The following is a 17468-nucleotide window of genomic DNA, read 5'->3' on the forward strand; positions in this document are numbered from 1 at the left end:
AATCGCTTCGCTTACAACCTAGCGTTAAAACCTATAAGTAATCCATAAATCGTTAAAAACCCCTAGTAGTCTACACTACTAGGGGTTTTTTGTTACTGCACTCTTTACTTCTAATCAGTATCATCTGGTACAAATTCAGAAATCAATTGGAGTTTCTCAAACATCGCTACAATCGGCTCTGCTTCCTCGGTCGTTACTTGGTTAAAGAATATTTCTTCGCCATAATTTCGAATTTCAATTCCTTCTCTCATTTCTTCATCATGAAAAAGGATGGAAAACCATTTGAGTTTTCCATCAATTTGTGGCTCGTTTTTAAAGTATTCTCGTGTTTTATCATTTAGCATAACGATTTGTGTCTTAACAAGACCTTCATCCCGTGATACACAGCTGATTTGTTCTAGCTCTTTTATTGCTTGGTTTTCTTCTTTCCAATTTTGTATTTGAACTTCCGTATAGGGATCAGTATAATTTGTCCATAATTCTAGCCAATAGGGATATTTCTCCCCAAAACTCAATTTGTCATTCGCAAACTTATCCGGATTAACCCTTGCCTTAATATAGCCCACCTGTGTCACCTCTACGATTGTTGTATCTTCATCCATTGGCAGGCACCATCTACCACTTTCCGATTAACCTCGCCCGGGAAAAAATGAGTAAACTCTGGATAGTACCAAGTTTCTACATGTTTATTGAAAGACTTGAGGGCATTTTCCAAAAGCTGTGCATGTTTGAATGTTACATTCATATCTAACATGCCATGAATGATTAATACCGGTGCTTTAATTTCAGCTATTCGCGAAATAGGTGTTCGTTCTTCATAGGCGGAAGGATTTTTTTGAGGCGAACCACCTAATACACGTTTCATCATCCTCCGCATATCAACTCTTTCTTCATATGTTAACTCTAGATTTGAAACGCCACCCCATGTGACGATAGAGGTAATATCATTGCGCAATATTCCCGTCCATAGCGCCATGACGCCACCTCTTGAAAAGGCAAAAATATGAATTCGTTCATTACAGACAAAACGTTTTAATACATCGACTGCATGAATCGCATCATAACGATCATTTCCACCGTATTCGTCTCGGCCTTCTCCACCCCGTACACCTCTATAATATGGTGCAAAGACGATGAATCCATGAGAGGCCAGTTGGGCAATACGAGCTGGACGTACCATTCCCACACTCTGAATTCCACCGCGTAAGTATAGAATACCATCCGATTCTGCTTTCATAATAGGAGTAGCAAGCAAACCCTTTACTCTCAATCCCTCTGACCAATAGGTAATTTCCCTTAACTTTACGTTAGGATTTGGTGATGGATAATCTCTGATATATTCAATTTCACCATTTATCTTCACGTTCGCTCACCTTTTCCAAAATCTTCTTCATCCCTAAATCTTTCATATGGAAACTTAATTGTCTATTTTCTAAAAACTCTTCTTCAGTCATGAGTATTGCGCCATTTGTTTCCTTGTTTGGATGATTATGATCAATACTTTGAACAGTCGCTGTAAAAACTGCTTTTGTAAATGGAATTGTTTCTTGAACCATATAGGTTGCGAGCCACTCAATATCGGTGATTTCTACACCCGTTTCCTCCATTACTTCCCTTTTAGCTGCTTCTTCTAATGTTTCACCTGCTTCTACTTTACCGCCTGGAAATTCAACACCACGTTTAGGATGCTCTGTAAGCAACCATTTCCCTTCAAATTTTGCCAAAACTAATACATGTTTGGGACTTATACTAAATGCGTTTTTTTTAAAAGATAACTCACAACCGTTACCATTCAAATCTGTATATGTAAACATACCTACGTTCACTCCCTTATTATAATTAGTGTAACGAAGGTATCGTTTTCTATCAACTGTAGTAAGGCATTTGCTCGATGAATTTTTTTGTTTCTTTATCTCCAAATTCATGGATAAGTGCGTAGACTTTCTTTAAACGTAAATCCACTTCGTCATTTTGTTGATCAAAATGATATGGTACTGCTGGTAATTGTGCTCTCCACATACTATTGTTATCCCAGCTAGTCATTTGAGCAAATAAATGATCGAATATCGGTAACATTTCGCGATTAATATTTATATGAAATTCCCATGGTGAATGATGTGGAGAAAAGTTATAGTACTTGTGCATGACAGAAACATAAACGTCTACATTATTATTATTTGGCATAAGCAAGCTCCTTTTTATCCCGCATTACGGGCTTTTGACTCCCAACTCAACGCTTTAGAAAATCCTAAGAGGCAGCGGTTGAGATAACTGCCCGTAAAAGCCCGTTTGGTTCGGACCAACAAGAAGTTGGTCACTCAGGTGTTGTTGCCACAGGATGTGGCGGTTTTAACCTGAGTTCCTATAGTTCAGTGGGGATTAAAAAACCCACACTCAATGAAGTTTCACTGTATAAATTAGTTTGGATATTTAGACTATTTTTATACAAAAAAACATCAGAGTGTCTTAAAAGACAATCTGATGTTATAAGCCAAATTAAAATACATCCCATTTCATAACATACATTTCTCCACTTCTGCCATTCTCTCGAATTCCAGTGTCAACAAAACCAACCTTTTTATAAAGAGTAATCGCGCTTGTATTGCTAGAAGTAACTGTTAGATAAATCACTTTTATATGTGGGAAATTTCCCATTAAGTATGTAGGCAAAACTTGAAATATCTTTTTGGCATATCCTTTACGTTGATACATGGCATCTGTAGAAAATGAACGTAACAATAAAGAACAATCATCCGAACTATATGGTGCCACGCCTTCTTTTTCGTGTAATACAAAAAAGCTTACAATCTTTCCATCCTCATCTAATACAATAGGATGGCGCGACGAATCACTTAAACAATTCATCATGCTTTCAATAGGTAATTTTGTAAAAGCAAGCTGCTCTTTATGTAGGGAATATTGCTGTAATCTCGATAAATCTTTTTTCGTACAAGGTCTTAACAATTAAATCCCCCCAGACTAATTAATAAAAAAACAAAAGGGTAACCCTCTCTCTTCGATTACCCTTTACTTGTTTACATATTCTTTGCTGTAGGATCCTCATGGCTTAATTGCCATTCCACACCAAACTTGTCTCTTATACTACCGTAGCATTTGCTCCAAAACGTTTCTTGGAGTTCCATGCTAACGTGACCGCCTTCTTTTAACTTGTTAAAAGAATTACGTATTAACTCCTCATCATCGCTAACCACTGCTAAAGTGATGTTATTCCCAAAGGTAACGGATTCATTGAAATCGTCGGAAAACATCACATTACTGCCTAGAATATTAAGACGAGTATGCATGATTTTATCCTTCGCTTCTTCTGGAAGTGGATATTTTGGGTCAGCTGGTGATTCTCCAAAAGTCTTAAATTGTGGTTTTTCTGTGTTGAATACATCTGCATAAAATTCAACTGCTTCTCGACAATTCCCATTAAATAATAAATAAACATCTACTGCCATTTTAAATACTCCTCACTTTTACCTAGGTATTTGGAAAACCAAAGTAAGTATACCATTTTTAGAAAAATTATAATCATATGGAATATTATTTTTACTTGAATCTCAATATTATTATTTTCCATTCCTTGGAGTATTTACATTCGTGGGCATCTGCGTACAGTGTATGAAAACCAATTCATATAATAAATATAAGTTCTTATAATATTCAGAAAGTGGTGAATGATGTGCATCTTTTTTCATATATGTATTTGGCTGGGTTGCTAGGTGGGCTAGTTATTGATGCACTTTCGTATTTGCTTCCATCAAGTTTAAAACATAGTACTAGGATTACTATTATTTTTATGCTAGCTATTATTATTTTCATAGTGAGCCTTTTAACAAATGGTTTTGTTGGAATTGCTATTGGCTTTTTAAGCTTAGGAATCTATACTACAGCACTACTCTTAGCACTGTTTGGCATACAGGCTTCATGGAAAAAGCTTGTATATTTCTTCGTCATACTTCTTGTGATTGGGATATATTTATTTACTTTATTATAGATGAAAAGAAAATCTTACTTAAGATTTTCTTTTTGTTTTTTTACTATATCATTAGAAATCTCCCCGCCATTAGATGAATCTAATAGCGGGGTATCTATATAAAATCACCAAGCTTATAACTTGGAGATATTACATTACACTGTTTATTTCTAATATGACTTATTATATTTGGTTAAGTAAATAGTGGACAGTATTTCAATTGAATTACTTACGTTTTTCTCTATGCTTCTAAGAGAGGATTCAATTCATTTACATTTCACTTCAATAGTGGAGCATAAAGCTTAAACTTTAAATCCTTTCATTATCATGAGCTATCGAGAAAAATTTATACTAAAAGTGATTATGTGATTTGATTTAAAAATTTATTTTTTCTTAACAAATTTATAGAGACGAAATTTAATCTTTAGTGATAAAATGAATTATCAATAATAAATGTGTAACACAATTCCTCGAACTAACAAAAATCTTCAAGTTTAATTCATGAATCTTACCTTTTCCTCATTATTCATCTTTTTTAAATTGATATTTTATCGAACATTTTTACACATTCGCATTATTTACAAATAATAACTTAAATGTATTAATTTTCATCAATTGTTACATTAACTAAAGGAGGATTTTTATTGGAAAAGAAAGTTATATTTTTTGAAGTGCAAGGCGGAAGTGATAAAGGCCAAGATGGTTATAGAAAAGATACAATGCCTATGGTCCATGCGTTACAACAACGTGGACAAGATGCAGAAGTGATTTTCTTTGAAATCGAAAAACAACAAGAGATATTTGATTATGTAAAAGAAAATGCGGTTGCTTACGTTTCACGTATTAATCCAGGAAATTTAAAGGACGAGTCAGCTTACTTTTCTATGCTACGAAATCTCTGCGCGGAAGGCATCATCGGTATGCCTCATCCTGATGCAATGATTGGTTATGGCGCAAAGGATGCATTAGTAAAATTAACGAATACCTCTCTCGTTCCAGAAGATACGTATGCTTACTATACAATTGAAGAATTTAAAAACAGTTTTCCGAAATCATTAAAGAACGGGATTCGGGTTTTAAAACAAAATCGTGGTTCAACCGGTGAAGGAATTTGGCGTGTTCAATTAATGGACGAGCTTTCTTCAGATGCAGAGCAAGTGCCTCCTCACGCTACAATAAAATGTACCGAAGCCAAAGATAATCATGTGGAATTTTTTGAACTTGCTACATTTATGGACTATTGTGAACAATATATCGTTGGAGAGAACGGCATGCTAGTTGATATGCAATTTTTGCCACGTATTAAAGAGGGCGAAATTCGATTATTTATGCTTCATGATCAACCAATCAATGTAGTACACAAGAAACCTGCAGAAAGTGAAGATGCATTTAGTGCTACCCTATTCTCAGGTGCTAAATATAGATATGACCAACCTGAAGACTGGAAGGAACTTGTTGAAATGTTTTTAAGTCAATTGCCTGAAGTGATGGAATGTTTAGGTGGTTACGACTTACCATTAATCTGGACTGCAGATTTCATCTTAGATACAGATGAACATGGATTTGATCGCTATGTTCTTGGAGAGATGAATTGTTCCTGTGTAGGCTTCACATCTCAATTAGAGTTAGCCAACAATGTTGCCGAAGAGATTATTTCTAAAATACAAGGCTATGCTAAATTGCCTGCTTAATGCAAAAAAAATGCGAATTCCACTTAGGGAATTCGCATTTTCGATTATTTTCTCATCGCTCTGAAAATAAAGCTTACGATGAAGATTAAAATAATCGCACCTAGAAGAGCCGGAATAATATAGAAATCACTAACTTTTGGTCCCCAAGATCCAAGTAAGAAACTACCAATCCAAGCACCTATAATACCTGCAATAATATTACCTATAATACCACCAGGGATGTCTTTTCCTAATATTAAGCCAGCTAACCAGCCCAAAATACCTCCGATAATTAAAAACCAAATAAAACTCATTCTTATCAACTTCCTTTCTTTCCGGCTTACTTTATAGATTCCCCAATTTAGCGGTTTTAAACTAAGTTTTTTTATTTTTACCGTAAAGAAAGAGTTTATGTATTATTTTACTGGGACATCTAGTGTTGGAAAGTCAACATTTTGGTCATTGTAGTGCCACCATTCAGAGCTAATAGTCGTAAAACCTGCGGCAATCATGATTTTGGTCAAAAACTCCATGTTTTGCTGAACTTTTTTAGAATTCTTATTATAGTCACGTCCTGCTTTTTCAGAGAATGAGTCAAATTTTGTTGGCATTTTTAGTTCTTTCCCTTTTTTATCAACAAGTGTGACATCAACGCTTACACCTTTACTGTGTTTTGAATCGGATAATGGGTAAGCTACATACATATGATTTTGAATTTTGTACCACATGGCCCACTGAATACTTAATGGACGATAAGCATCCCAAATTTTAATTTTATATCCTTTTTTGTTCGCTAATTTATTGGCTTTTTTTAATTTTTTGGCAGTCGATTTTGTCATAAGCGCTTTCGCCTTTTTGGGATATAAACGCTCTTTCATAAAATTCTTTTTCGTTGCATAATGCAAATCGATGATAAAACCATCTTTTTCAGTTAATTCCACTAAACCAGCTTCCTTATAAGTAGCTGGAGCTTCTACTAAATAATTTTTCGAAACCCAACCTATTTCCCCTTTATAGCTTACTTTATACCACCCTTTATAATAGGAAGTGGCCTTGACAAAAACCCCTTGATCTATAGTACTCATTTTCGGATATTTTGTGCCAGCACCTTTACGAATAATTAGTTGTGCTGTTGCTTTTAATGTGTGATTCACTGTTTGAAATGATGCTTCTGCACGAATCGATTGTTCCATTTTCAATGCAACTCCTTTCGTATCTATAAAACATACGCTACAATTTATAATAATTTGTAAAATCTAAAAATTTAAACAAGAACATGACATTAAATATTCACAACACTTTTTTATTCAAAACACTATACTATTACTATACATGAATTTCCAGTAAAATAGAGTTAAAGTGTAAACTTTACTTCAAGATAAATGGAGTATTACTGCCCCAAAGAATTAATGGAGTGAATAAAATGTCAATTGCATGGATTGCTATATTACCTGTCGTGATTATTATAGTAATATTAGCTTCAGTTTTTATTTATTTTGTTGCGAAAAGCAATAATAAGAATTCACATAAAACAATCGATCCAAAAATTGCAGATAATTTAAACCAATATCTAAAGAAAGAAGAGTTGAAGTGAAAAAGTTATTCATCTTACCCATTCGCTTCTATCAGAAAGTGATATCACCTTTAACACCACCAAGCTGTCGATTCTATCCAACATGCTCTAACTATGGTATTGAGGCAATTGAAAGACATGGCGTGATCAAAGGTGGATACTTAACAATTCGCCGGATTTTACGCTGCCAACCATTTTGTGAAGGTGGGTACGATCCAGTTCCTATTGAATGGCCTCCGAAAAAGAAATAACCTTCGGAGGTTTTTTCTATTGTTTTTTTTAAAGATATCTTGTATAGTAATTAATGTTCGAAAAAACAAACCGTAACCATTACTATTTATGGGGTGAAAAAATGAAAAGAATCCTCTCCATATTTCTAGTGGCCCTACTAGCTGTTTTTACTTCAGCTTGTGGTGCAACCAAAGAAACTGGAACAACTAAAGAAAATAAAGGTACACTTAAAATTTATACTACTGTCTACCCTCTTGAATACTTTGCAAAGCGAATTGGCGGTAATCATGTAGAAGTATCCTCAATTTATCCTCCAGGTTCAAATGAACATACTTTTGAACCCACGCAAAGAGATATGATGAATGTTGCAGATGCGGATTATTTCTTTTATATTGGATTAGGACTTGAAGGATTTGTTGAAAATGCAAAAAAATCATTACAAAATGAAAAAGTAAATTTTGTAGAAACGGCTGCAAATGTCTCAAAAGATAAACTTTCTGTTAGTACAGGACATGATGACCACGATGAAGACGCAGCTTCAGGTCATGCTGCTGAAGACCATGGTCAGTACGATCCACATGTTTGGCTATCACCTATCATTAGCCAAGATTTAGCACGATCTATCAAGGATGCATTAGTAAAAGCACAGCCTAATAACAAGGCAGAATTTGAAAAAAACTATAACTCATTAATTAAAGACTTAAAAGCATTAGATAGTGACTATAAAGCAATGGCTACGAAAGTACAAAACAAAACATTCTTTGTCTCACATGCTGCGTTTGGCTATATCGCTGGCACATATGGTCTTAACCAAGTTTCTGTTGCTGGCTTAAACTCACAAGATGAACCATCACAACAACAACTAACGAAAATCGTTGATCAAGCGAAAAAAGATCATATTCATTACATTTTATTTGAACAAAATGTATCATCTAATTTAGCCAAAGTAATCGAAAACGATATCGGTGCTCAATCACTTACACTGCATAACTTAAGCGTTCTAACAAATGACGACATAAAGAATAATGAAGATTACTTTACTTTAATGCATAAAAATATCCAAACATTTGAAAAGGCTATGGAGAAATAGCAATTTCTATAGAATGAAAAAACCAACGAAAAATTGATTTCGTTGGTTTTTATTATATCGCCAATTTTAAAGTTTCCATTATCCTAAGAACGCTTTTAACATCCATGTATGTTTTTCTAAACTTTGATAAATGGAGTTCAGTAAATCTTCTGTCATATCATCATTCTCATTGGCTGCTTCTGTCATACCTGATTTTAATCTTTTCATAAGGACTTCAAAATCTTGAATAAGGGTTTTGACCATTTGCTCAGCTGTTTCACTACCTTGCGCTTCTTTAATCTCTGAAATTTCTAGATGTTCCTTAAGAGTTGCTACTGGTTGTCCATCAAGTGCTAACAGTCGCTCTGCTATATCATCTAAATGTTGTGTGGCTTCATTATATAATTCCTCAAATTTCGCATGTAAAGTGAAAAAAGTCGGTCCTTTCACATACCAATGAAAATTATGTAGTTTCATATACATTACGGACCATGAGGAAACTAATTGATTTAATTCTTGTTGTAAATTTGACATGAACAATCACTCCTAATTTCTTTTTATATTCCACATCTACTATTCCACAATTCAACACATACTAAACATAAAAAATTAATTACTTACTTCGGTAAATGGATGGAAAATAATGGTCATATTTTATCCATGTACAATCAGCCAAAAAAGAAATAGCCTTAATTTTTAAGTTAAAGTTTATCTATTTTAAAACTCGAAGGAGTAATTAAATGACGAAAACTAGTTTTATTAAATTATTAAAAGGTGCATTTGCCATAAAAAAAGTACCTTTTCCTCTAACTAGGGCTATATTCGCTGGAGTATGTTCTGCAGTTCCCAAATTAGTGGATTACAACATGCAATCAATATATCTCAAAAGAAATTACAAAATGCATAACGCTTGCTATAAAATAATTAAAGCCTTCGAATTTTATTCGAAGGCTTTTGCATTGACTTCATTAGATTGTATGGCTAAATAAACATTTCAAATACCCCAATACAAATCAGCAACATCCCTGAAATTACAGTTGAATATTTTCCTATAAATGTCTTTGATAGTAATAATCCAAATTTCCCTCCAATAATGAAAGTTAATATAGAAAATACACCGATTGATACCACTGTCCAAATGACTGAAATGCCGTTTGCCCCTATAGCAATACCACTTGCCAAGCAGTTGATTGATAATATAAGACCTAAAATAATGGCTTCTCTTACTGAAATAATATTATTTCTGTCTCGATCGATTCCCTCTAGACTTTCAGCAGACTTAGGTCGAGAAAAATGGTTTGACAAAATTGTGTAGCTCCCTATTGCACATAGCAATACGCTACCAAGCAAGTTTGCTTTATGTGGGGAGATATAATGCAACATTGCATGACCAATACTTACAGATATATACGTTACAATCATTGACACAATTGCAATCGTAATATTAGAAGCAAGAGGAATTTTTGTCTGTTTTACTCCATAAGCAAGACCAATCCCTAAATTGTCTAAATTCGCGGCGAATCCAATCAAAATTATTGTGATCCAGTGCATAAAATCCTCCCTGTTGTTTTCCACATATACGTATTCTTATCATCATATGCAGAGAGGATTTTATGCGCTAATTCTTTTGGTGAAGGGGCAAAGCTTCTATTAATATACGTGTTTGATGATCTAAATTGTCATCTTATTTTCCTCGTGGAATTTTATTCTTTCATTTATTAAAATTTTCAAATTTCCTTTTTCTTTTTCATGAAATAAAATTTGTCGGCATATGTTTCTTTAGGTAGAAAATTAGTCTTAACTGATTGGATACCTTTGACATAGAATCATTTTTCTAAAGGAGCGTGATTACAAAAGCTGACTTGAACTAAAATAATGTCGTGAAAGCTTTAGAGTGCAGAAGATGGTATTGGTATTGTTTAGAGAACATGTTAAGTAACTATTCCTGAGATTAAATCAAAGCCAAAAGCTGTTTATGATTTTTAATCTAAAAGGACAGAGGTGTTTGTCATGTTAGATGTTGTGATGAATGACATTTTAGCAACACCCGCTATTTTAGTTGGTCTCTTTGCTTTAGTAGGACTACTAATTCAGAAACAATCTGCTTCAAATGTTGTATCAGGTACGTTGAAATCCATTTTAGGCTTTGTGATACTAGGTGCTGGTGCTGCTGTGTTGATTGGCTCACTGGATTATTTCGGTAAAATGTTTGATCATGTGTTTCATCTACAAGGGGTAATTCCTAATAACGGTGCATTTGTAGCTACTGCTCAAACCAAATTTGGCACTCAAGCCGCATTAATTATGCTATTTGGGATGGTTGCGAATTTATTATTAGCACGCTTTACTCCTTTTAAATATATATTCTTGTCTGGGCATCATACATTAATTATGGCTTGTTTACTCACTGCTTCCTTATCAGTTGGTGGTATGAGTGGAGCTCCCCTTATAATTGTTGGTTCCATATTACTTGGAATTTGTATGGTTGTTTTCCCTGCGATATTACAACCATTTGTCAGACAAATTACGGGCAAAGATGATTTTGCTGTAGGGAATTTTGGTAGTATCGGCTATTACGTTTCCGCGCAGGTAGGGAAATTTTTTGGCAACAAGAATCATACAACAGAAGAAATTAACGTTCCTAAGTCATTCGGCTTTTTACGTGATACTTCTGTAGCAATTTCGTTTACGATGGGAATTATCTATATCATCATATCATTGTTTGCAGGTCCTTCTTATATAGAAAATGAATTATCAAGTGGTTCTAACTTTATCGTTTTTGCTATCATCCAAGCGATTACTTTTGCCGCTGGGGTATATATTATTCTAGCAGGGGTTCGTATGATTCTCGATGAGGTAGTTCCTGCATTTAAAGGAATTGCGGATAGAATCGTACCTAACGCAAAACCAGCCATTGATAGTCAAACTGTATTTACTTTTGCGCCAAATGCCGTATTAATTGGTTTCATATTCAGCTTTATTGCTGGGCTAATCGCCATGCTCCTATTACCACTAGTGGGTTTAAAAGTCATTGTTCCTAGTCTTGCTCTTCATTTCTTTACAGGCGCTGTTGCAGGTGTATTTGGTAATGCTACGGGTGGTCGAAGAGGTGCTATACTCGGTGCATTTGCTAACGGTATAGTCATTAGCTTGATTTCAGCTTTACTGTTGTTGTTCGTTGGGGATATCGGATATGAAGGTACTACATTTGGTGATTCAGACTTTGGCATTGTGGGTATTGTTATTATAAATATTATGAAATTATTTGGTGCAGTCTGAACCAATGTATCTTAAGAAATTTGGCTACTTCAACGTTGAAGTAGCCTTTTTCATTATGCAATTAAATATTTTGAACCTACCATAAATGCAACATATACCCCTAACGCAATGAATACGGCTTGACCGGGTTTTAACCAATTGGTAAGCAAATAAATACCGCCTACTAGAACAACCATTCCAATTGCCCCGATAATCCCGTTTCGTTGCGTCATGTGAAATTTTTCTGCTGTCATATGACGAACTTGCAAATTTAAATTCATTAAAGTCAGAATTGGCAACAGCGTGATAATTCCTGATAAAAACAAGTATTTCGATTTACTAAGCATGGCAGCAAGCATCATAACAGAACCGCCAATGATAAATTGTAAGACATATCCCACAGTAGTTTTACCCCTCTACTTCATTGATTTGTTGTCATTGTAATGGTATTTTTGTCATTAGTAAATTAAATGTTTTGCATATGAACCATAGAAAAACTTAATAGTGGGTGATTAAAATATCAATCAATAAAATAAAAGCATTTGTAACAGCTGTAGAATATGGAAGTTTAACAAAGGCAGCTGAAATACTCGACTACACCCAGCCAAGTATCAGCCATATGATCAGTAGTTTGGAAGAGGATTTTGGCTTTTCATTATTACTTAGAGGAAAACATGGGATAAAGCCTACTGATAATGGTTTAGCGTTGTTACCTATCATGCATGAACTATTGAAAAAAAATCAACTTTTATCGGAAATGGTCAATGACATAAATGGCATGGAAATTGGTACAATTCGGATTGGTGCTTACACAAGTGTATGTGTACACTGGATGCCAACTGTTTTAAGTATGTTTAACGCCAAATATCCAAAAATACAAGTCCAATTGTATGAAGGAAATTCGCAAGAAATCAAACAATGGCTTGAAAGCGGCAAAATTGACTTTGGTATAGGCACAACTCAAATTGAATCAAATCCAAATTTCATACCGTTAATGCAAGATCAGATGCTAGCTATTCTACCAAAACAGCATCCTTTAGCGAACCGTGATTCAATTCCATTGAAAGTTTTTACGTTAGAGCCTTGTATCATGCCTTATGGAGATTCACATCACGATGTTCAAACCATCTTAAAAAGGTCGAAGATCACACCAAATATTGCCTATCAAATTCGTGGAGACGAAGCGATAATTGCTATGGTAAGAAAAGGATTAGGAATCAGTTTACTTTCTGAGTTATTGATTAAAGAGCATCTGACAGAACTTTGTGCAAGACCAATTGAAGGAAATTATATTCGTACACTTGGCATTCTAACAAATGCTTCAGTTCAAAGTCTCTCCCCTTCAACTAAAAAATTCATCCCATTTTTACGGGATTGGGTAAAAGAACGTTTTAGGGATTGTTGATTTATCATTTTGGCTTATAAAAAAGGATATATTGCACTGTAAGCAACATATCCCGTCTCTCATATCAATTTGAAACTTCCTTACTTTGTTTTAAACGATGGTTCTTTTCTGACTGATATTTGACAGTAAAAACAAGACATACTGCCATTAGTACATAGGAAAGCTCTATAATTGCACAAAATCTTATGAAGTAAAAAAGTGTTGGCCGAACTAAATTTTCAGCGGCAGTATAAAAAATCGGAATAAATAAAAACCAAGTAAACATTGTTAGGAAGCTTTGTAATTCAATATTAATTTGTTGTTTTTTTGCTTGTACCATTAGTAAGCAAAAATAATTGACCACCAATAAAAAGATTGTTGCTAAAATAATGGATGGACTTATTTGATGCAATTTTAAAAATGTGATTAGTACAATGGCAACACCTGTTGATAGCACTGATAATTCATTGCGAAATTCGAGTAGTAGTTTTTTGATAGTATCTCCTCCTATAATTCTTGCTGATTTTCACCACTATTTATAGCTCCTATTATTATTATGTATGGGACAAGCCTGCATCCTATGACTATTATTTTTTTGTTTGCTACTAATTCTGGTGTCACTCTTGTTTTATTTGATGGTAAGATTAGTTGATATAAATTTTTCGTGTTGTACATACATAAATTTGTAGCCTATTTATATATTATTTCAGTCGGAGGAAAAGAAATGAAACAACCTTTTGCTATAAGTCTATTGTTCATTACCGCCATTATTTGGGGTAGCGGATTTGTCGTGACTGACATTGCTTTAAAATATTTATCAGCCTATCAAGTCATGGCAGGTAGGTTTTTATTAGCTGCCATTATTCTTATTATTGTTTTTGGCAAAAAGTTAAAGAAAATCACAAAGTCGGTAATTTGGAAAGGAATTGTGTTAGGAATAATATTGTATATTGCATTTGCTTTACAAACAGTCGGTCTACAATATACTACACCTTCTAAAAATGCCTTTTTAACTGCAGTTAACGTCATTATAGTACCAGTCCTAACGTATGCGGTTTATAAACGCCGCATTGATGGATATGAAATCATAGGAGCCATTCTTGCTATAGTAGGTATTGGATGCCTATCGTTGCAAGGCTCTTTAACGATGAATATCGGGGATGTACTATCGTTATTGTGTGCTGTTGGGTTTGCTTTTGATATTTTCTTTACGAACCTTTTTGTCCAAAAAGAAGATGCTATTTTACTTACAATTGTTCAATTTATCACTGCAGCATTGATTAGCAATATAGTAGTCATCATACAAGGTGATATCCCATCAACACTTGAAACAGGTGCCATATATTCCATTGTGTATTTGGCTGTCTTCTCCACTATGATTGCTTATTTATTCCAAAATATCGCGAATCAATATACATCTGCTACAAAATCTGCAATTATACTTTCTACCGAATCCTTTTTCGGTATGGTGATGTCGGTTCTATTTTTACATGAAATGTTAACAACACGCATGATTATTGGTGCTGTTCTAATCATGGTTGCAATTCTCATTGCAGAAGTAAAACCAGCATATCCAAAAAAGCAGCTAATGGATCATACCCATTAGCTCCAAATTTGGCAACAAGAAAAAACAAATATTTCCGAGGAAATATTTGTTTCTACACTAATCTTTCTAATTCTGCTTGACCGATTTTCAATAATTACCCTAAAAAGTCAACAGTAATTGTTATTACTGTCGGCTTTTTCCTTATATCAACTCTCGTAATTTACGTCTCATTAATTTATTTGATCCATTACGTGGTAGTTCATCTACAAAATATACTTTTTTTGGTACTTTATAAGAAGCTAAGTTTTCTTTGCAATATGCGATTAGCTCCTCTTCGTTAACGTCATTTTTCACAACTACAAATGCATTCGGTACTTCTCCCCATGTTTCATCTTCTACACCACAAACACCTGCTTCTCGAATGCTTGGATGAGATACTAAAACGTTTTCTACTTCAGCTGGATAAATATTTTCCCCGCCAGAAATGATTAGATCCGAACGACGATCTACTACATATAAGTATCCTTCATCATCCAAATAGCCAATATCGCCACTATGTAACCATCCATTTTCTTGAGAAGGCATGTCATTAAATCGCCCTACATATCCAGGTGTTACATGTTTCCCACGTATTAATATTTCACCTTGTTCAAAAGGCGCTTTGGCATTTGCTATTTGAATCTGATTGAAAAATAGAGGCTTCCCTGCTGAGCCAATTTTCCGAAGTGCATCTTCACTCGATAAAGTCGCCGTTTGAGATGCTGTTTCAGTCATGCCATATGTTTGAGAAATCTTAATACCACGCTCAATTGCTCGATTTAAATAATCGATTGGAACCGGTCCTCCACCTGCAAGCATTGTTTGGAAACGTTCCGATACATAGGCATCACGACGCTCTAATTCCGTTAAAATCCGTTCAAGAACCACAGCAACCAATGACATACGAGTAACAGAACCATCAATTAATTGGTCAACAACTTTTTCCACTTCTAATTTCGTATAAAGATCTAAACGTACGCCGTGAAGTAAACATTTACATAGCATAGAGAATCCACTTATATGAAATAGAGGAACCGTGCATAACCACGCATCATCTTCTATAAGGCCAGTGTTATATAATGATGATGTCGCGTTCGCTACATGATTACCAATGGTTTGGCGAACTCCTTTTGGAAAACCTGTCGTCCCCGATGTATACATAATGGTCATCGTATCTTCTTCGTTCCATTCATCTGCGGGTGTGAAATCTACAGAAAGTGTATCAGAAATTGCAGAGAATGAATGAATCTGTATAGTTGTTTCCGGTAACTTTTCCATCAAATCTTCTTCCGCTAAAATTGCACTCACTTCAGAATCCTCTATTTGATAGGCTAGTTCTATTTTACTTAAACGTAAATTCAATAACACCATTTCACATTGTAAATGCATGCAGCCACAAATCATGAAAATAATTTGAGGAGTCGATTTTGCATAGATGGCAATTCGATCATGCTGTTTAATGTTTAATGCTGCTAATTTTCGAGCTTGTTGTAAAGCTAGTTCATTTAATTCTTTATATGTCCATGATTGACCTTCAAAACGTAATGCAATACGATTTGGTGTCAAATCTGAACGTTGTATAATCCAGTTTGGAATCATGTTTTTCACCCTTATATATAATCATCTATTCTATTTTATCATTTTCCCAATAAAAATAGAAAATCTCATACCTAAATTGACGGTGAATTGAGTATGTATTTTAAAAAATTGTCTCCATTGCACACGGCAAAAAACTATGATGCCTTTATTTTTAGTAGGCCGTGAATAAATCGACACTTAGCTCCCGCTAAGATTGATTCCCTCTACTCAATTAACTGTAAAAAAAAGAGTCAACGAAATTTCGTTGACTCTTCAAAATCTAGACTAAAAGAGATAGTCTAAACTGCTCCTTATGGAAAACGTGGGAATTGACCGAAGTCTGGTTTGCGTTTTTCTTTGAAAGCGTCACGGCCTTCTTTTGCTTCATCTGTTGTGTAGTAAAGAAGTGTTGCGTCGCCACCAAGTTGTTGTAAACCAGCTAAGCCATCTGTATCTGCATTGAATGATGCTTTTAAGAAGCGTAATGCTGTTGGCGATTTTTCTAGCATTTCTTCACACCATTTAACTGTTTCGTCTTCTAGTTGTTCGTAAGGTACGACTGTGTTTACAAGCCCCATATCTAATGCTTCTTGGGCGTTGTATTGACGGCATAGGTACCAGATTTCACGAGCTTTTTTGTGACCTACGATACGAGCTAAATAGCCTGCACCGTAACCTGCATCAAATGAACCAACTTTTGGTCCAGTTTGTCCAAAGATTGCATTTTCAGCAGCGATTGTTAAGTCACATACGATATGTAGTACATGTCCACCACCGATTGCATAACCTGCAACCATTGCTACTACTGGTTTTGGCGTTTTGCGGATTAATGTTTGTAGGTCAAGTACGTTTAGACGAGGAATATTATCTTCTCCAACGTAACCACCATTTCCGCGTACTTTTTGGTCTCCGCCTGAGCAGAATGCTTTTTCGCCTTCACCTGTTAAGATGATCGCGCCAATTTTGGAATCATCACGAGCGCGAGAGAATGCATCGATCATTTCTGCAGTCGTTTTTGGGCGGAATGCATTTCTTACTTCTGGACGGTTAATTGTAATCTTAGCAATGCCATTATAAGATTCATATCTGATATCTTCATAGACATGTTCAGTTACCCATTCACGTGTCATTATTAGTC

The 17468-nt window shown here is 34.8% G+C and carries 21 protein-coding genes; 8 read left to right on the forward strand and 13 right to left on the reverse strand.

All coding sequences use genetic code 11. The features are described from left to right. Nucleotides 1-110: 110 nt before the first annotated feature. The 6 genes from ACWV26_RS14960 to ACWV26_RS14985 all read right to left on the reverse strand — a co-directional run bounded on the left by ACWV26_RS14960 (nt 111) and on the right by ACWV26_RS14985 (nt 3464). Nucleotides 111-602 (reverse strand): hypothetical protein, encoded by a 492-nt coding sequence (locus ACWV26_RS14960; RefSeq protein ID WP_455895526.1) that lies wholly within the window; start codon nt 600-602, stop codon nt 111-113. Further along, on the reverse strand, nt 578-1363 hold the full coding sequence (locus ACWV26_RS14965; RefSeq protein WP_455895527.1) for an alpha/beta hydrolase family protein: 786 nt from the start codon (nt 1361-1363) through the stop codon (nt 578-580). The genes ACWV26_RS14960 and ACWV26_RS14965 overlap by 25 nt, the downstream gene beginning before the upstream one ends. Next, nucleotides 1347-1814, reverse strand: coding sequence for an RNA deprotection pyrophosphohydrolase (ytkD, locus tag ACWV26_RS14970; RefSeq protein WP_455895528.1), 468 nt, complete (start codon nt 1812-1814; stop codon nt 1347-1349). Before ytkD ends, ACWV26_RS14965 begins: the two co-directional genes overlap by 17 nt. Before the next feature lie 52 nt (nt 1815-1866). Further along, nucleotides 1867-2184, reverse strand: coding sequence for a transposase (locus tag ACWV26_RS14975; protein ID WP_455895529.1), 318 nt, complete (start codon nt 2182-2184; stop codon nt 1867-1869). Between the two features lie 312 nt (nt 2185-2496). Further along, nucleotides 2497-2964, reverse strand: coding sequence for a GNAT family N-acetyltransferase (locus ACWV26_RS14980; RefSeq protein ID WP_455895530.1), 468 nt, complete (start codon nt 2962-2964; stop codon nt 2497-2499). Between the two features lie 71 nt (nt 2965-3035). Then, complete coding sequence (locus ACWV26_RS14985) at nt 3036-3464, reverse strand: VOC family protein (RefSeq protein ID WP_455895531.1); 429 nt, start codon at nt 3462-3464, stop codon at nt 3036-3038. Between the two features lie 224 nt (nt 3465-3688). On the opposite strand from ACWV26_RS14985, the gene ACWV26_RS14990 reads away from it, so the two are divergent. Then, complete coding sequence (locus tag ACWV26_RS14990) at nt 3689-4003, forward strand: hypothetical protein (RefSeq protein ID WP_455895532.1); 315 nt, start codon at nt 3689-3691, stop codon at nt 4001-4003. A gap of 623 nt (nt 4004-4626) precedes the next feature. Further along, the gene (locus ACWV26_RS14995) at nt 4627-5673 is read left to right on the forward strand and encodes a Cj0069 family protein (RefSeq protein ID WP_455895533.1); all 1047 of its coding nucleotides are present in this window, start codon (nt 4627-4629) and stop codon (nt 5671-5673) included. Nucleotides 5674-5717: 44 nt separating this feature from the next. Here the strand turns inward: ACWV26_RS14995 and ACWV26_RS15000 are convergent, their stop codons facing one another. Together ACWV26_RS15000 and ACWV26_RS15005 are read right to left on the reverse strand one after the other, a co-directional pair. Further along, nucleotides 5718-5966 (reverse strand): GlsB/YeaQ/YmgE family stress response membrane protein, encoded by a 249-nt coding sequence (locus ACWV26_RS15000; RefSeq protein WP_455895534.1) that lies wholly within the window; start codon nt 5964-5966, stop codon nt 5718-5720. Between the two features lie 102 nt (nt 5967-6068). Beyond that, the gene (locus tag ACWV26_RS15005; protein WP_455895535.1) at nt 6069-6845 is read right to left on the reverse strand and encodes a M15 family metallopeptidase; all 777 of its coding nucleotides are present in this window, start codon (nt 6843-6845) and stop codon (nt 6069-6071) included. A gap of 230 nt (nt 6846-7075) precedes the next feature. On the opposite strand from ACWV26_RS15005, the gene ACWV26_RS15010 reads away from it, so the two are divergent. From ACWV26_RS15010 to ACWV26_RS15020, 3 genes are all read left to right on the forward strand, one after another. Next, nucleotides 7076-7246: a hypothetical protein gene (locus ACWV26_RS15010; protein ID WP_455895536.1), complete on the forward strand. Its 171-nt coding sequence runs from the start codon at nt 7076-7078 to the stop codon at nt 7244-7246. After that, the gene (yidD, locus tag ACWV26_RS15015) at nt 7243-7476 is read left to right on the forward strand and encodes a membrane protein insertion efficiency factor YidD (protein WP_455895537.1); all 234 of its coding nucleotides are present in this window, start codon (nt 7243-7245) and stop codon (nt 7474-7476) included. Before ACWV26_RS15010 ends, yidD begins: the two co-directional genes overlap by 4 nt. Nucleotides 7477-7577: 101 nt before the next feature. Continuing rightward, nucleotides 7578-8546, forward strand: a complete 969-nt coding sequence (locus tag ACWV26_RS15020; RefSeq protein ID WP_455895538.1) for a metal ABC transporter solute-binding protein, Zn/Mn family — start codon at nt 7578-7580, stop codon at nt 8544-8546. A 78-nt stretch (nt 8547-8624) separates the two neighbouring features. On the opposite strand, the gene ACWV26_RS15025 is transcribed toward ACWV26_RS15020, so the two are convergent. Both ACWV26_RS15025 and ACWV26_RS15030 read right to left on the reverse strand, forming a co-directional pair. Then, nucleotides 8625-9059: a Dps family protein gene (locus ACWV26_RS15025; protein ID WP_455895539.1), complete on the reverse strand. Its 435-nt coding sequence runs from the start codon at nt 9057-9059 to the stop codon at nt 8625-8627. Nucleotides 9060-9506: 447 nt separating this feature from the next. After that, a complete protein-coding gene (locus tag ACWV26_RS15030; protein WP_455895540.1) occupies nt 9507-10076 on the reverse strand; it encodes a manganese efflux pump MntP in 570 nt (189 codons plus the stop codon). A 459-nt stretch (nt 10077-10535) separates the two neighbouring features. On the opposite strand from ACWV26_RS15030, the gene ACWV26_RS15035 reads away from it, so the two are divergent. Continuing rightward, on the forward strand, nt 10536-11804 hold the full coding sequence (locus tag ACWV26_RS15035) for a PTS ascorbate transporter subunit IIC (RefSeq protein ID WP_455895541.1): 1269 nt from the start codon (nt 10536-10538) through the stop codon (nt 11802-11804). A gap of 53 nt (nt 11805-11857) precedes the next feature. Here ACWV26_RS15035 and ACWV26_RS15040 read toward each other — a convergent pair whose 3' ends face one another. Further along, entirely contained in the window at nt 11858-12184 is a 327-nt protein-coding gene (locus tag ACWV26_RS15040) for a GlpM family protein (protein ID WP_455895542.1), read from the reverse strand. Between the two features lie 107 nt (nt 12185-12291). On the opposite strand from ACWV26_RS15040, the gene ACWV26_RS15045 reads away from it, so the two are divergent. Next, nucleotides 12292-13188: a LysR family transcriptional regulator gene (locus ACWV26_RS15045; protein WP_455895543.1), complete on the forward strand. Its 897-nt coding sequence runs from the start codon at nt 12292-12294 to the stop codon at nt 13186-13188. 703 nt (nt 13189-13891) lie between these two features. After that, nucleotides 13892-14773 carry a DMT family transporter gene (locus tag ACWV26_RS15050; protein WP_455895544.1) on the forward strand — a complete coding sequence of 294 codons (882 nt, stop codon included), beginning with the start codon at nt 13892-13894 and terminating at the stop codon, nt 14771-14773. A gap of 141 nt (nt 14774-14914) precedes the next feature. On the opposite strand, the gene ACWV26_RS15055 is transcribed toward ACWV26_RS15050, so the two are convergent. Both ACWV26_RS15055 and menB read right to left on the reverse strand, forming a co-directional pair. Further along, nucleotides 14915-16351: an o-succinylbenzoate--CoA ligase gene (locus ACWV26_RS15055; RefSeq protein ID WP_455895545.1), complete on the reverse strand. Its 1437-nt coding sequence runs from the start codon at nt 16349-16351 to the stop codon at nt 14915-14917. A 290-nt stretch (nt 16352-16641) separates the two neighbouring features. Beyond that, nucleotides 16642-17460 (reverse strand): 1,4-dihydroxy-2-naphthoyl-CoA synthase, encoded by an 819-nt coding sequence (gene menB, locus ACWV26_RS15060; RefSeq protein ID WP_455895546.1) that lies wholly within the window; start codon nt 17458-17460, stop codon nt 16642-16644. Nucleotides 17461-17468 lie beyond the last annotated feature (8 nt).

Source organism: Rummeliibacillus sp. JY-2-4R (genome assembly GCF_053847205.1).

Excerpts from the sequence above, each read along its gene's own strand:
- ACWV26_RS15020 (WP_455895538.1), top strand. The coding sequence starts at position 7,578 with ATGAAAAGAATCCTCTCCATATTTCTAGTGGCCCTACTAGCTGTTTTT.
- ACWV26_RS15025 (WP_455895539.1), bottom strand. The coding sequence starts at position 9,059 with ATGTCAAATTTACAACAAGAATTAAATCAATTAGTTTCCTCATGGTCC.
- ACWV26_RS14975 (WP_455895529.1), bottom strand. The coding sequence starts at position 2,184 with ATGCCAAATAATAATAATGTAGACGTTTATGTTTCTGTCATGCACAAG.
- ACWV26_RS15000 (WP_455895534.1), bottom strand. The coding sequence starts at position 5,966 with ATGAGTTTTATTTGGTTTTTAATTATCGGAGGTATTTTGGGCTGGTTA.
- ACWV26_RS14960 (WP_455895526.1), bottom strand. The coding sequence starts at position 602 with ATGGATGAAGATACAACAATCGTAGAGGTGACACAGGTGGGCTATATT.
- ACWV26_RS15030 (WP_455895540.1), bottom strand. The coding sequence starts at position 10,076 with ATGCACTGGATCACAATAATTTTGATTGGATTCGCCGCGAATTTAGAC.
- menB (WP_455895546.1), bottom strand. The coding sequence starts at position 17,460 with ATGACACGTGAATGGGTAACTGAACATGTCTATGAAGATATCAGATAT.
- ACWV26_RS15005 (WP_455895535.1), bottom strand. The coding sequence starts at position 6,845 with ATGGAACAATCGATTCGTGCAGAAGCATCATTTCAAACAGTGAATCAC.
- ACWV26_RS15055 (WP_455895545.1), bottom strand. The coding sequence starts at position 16,351 with ATGATTCCAAACTGGATTATACAACGTTCAGATTTGACACCAAATCGT.
- ACWV26_RS15035 (WP_455895541.1), top strand. The coding sequence starts at position 10,536 with ATGTTAGATGTTGTGATGAATGACATTTTAGCAACACCCGCTATTTTA.
- ACWV26_RS14985 (WP_455895531.1), bottom strand. The coding sequence starts at position 3,464 with ATGGCAGTAGATGTTTATTTATTATTTAATGGGAATTGTCGAGAAGCA.
- ytkD (WP_455895528.1), bottom strand. The coding sequence starts at position 1,814 with ATGTTTACATATACAGATTTGAATGGTAACGGTTGTGAGTTATCTTTT.
- ACWV26_RS15010 (WP_455895536.1), top strand. The coding sequence starts at position 7,076 with ATGTCAATTGCATGGATTGCTATATTACCTGTCGTGATTATTATAGTA.
- ACWV26_RS15050 (WP_455895544.1), top strand. The coding sequence starts at position 13,892 with ATGAAACAACCTTTTGCTATAAGTCTATTGTTCATTACCGCCATTATT.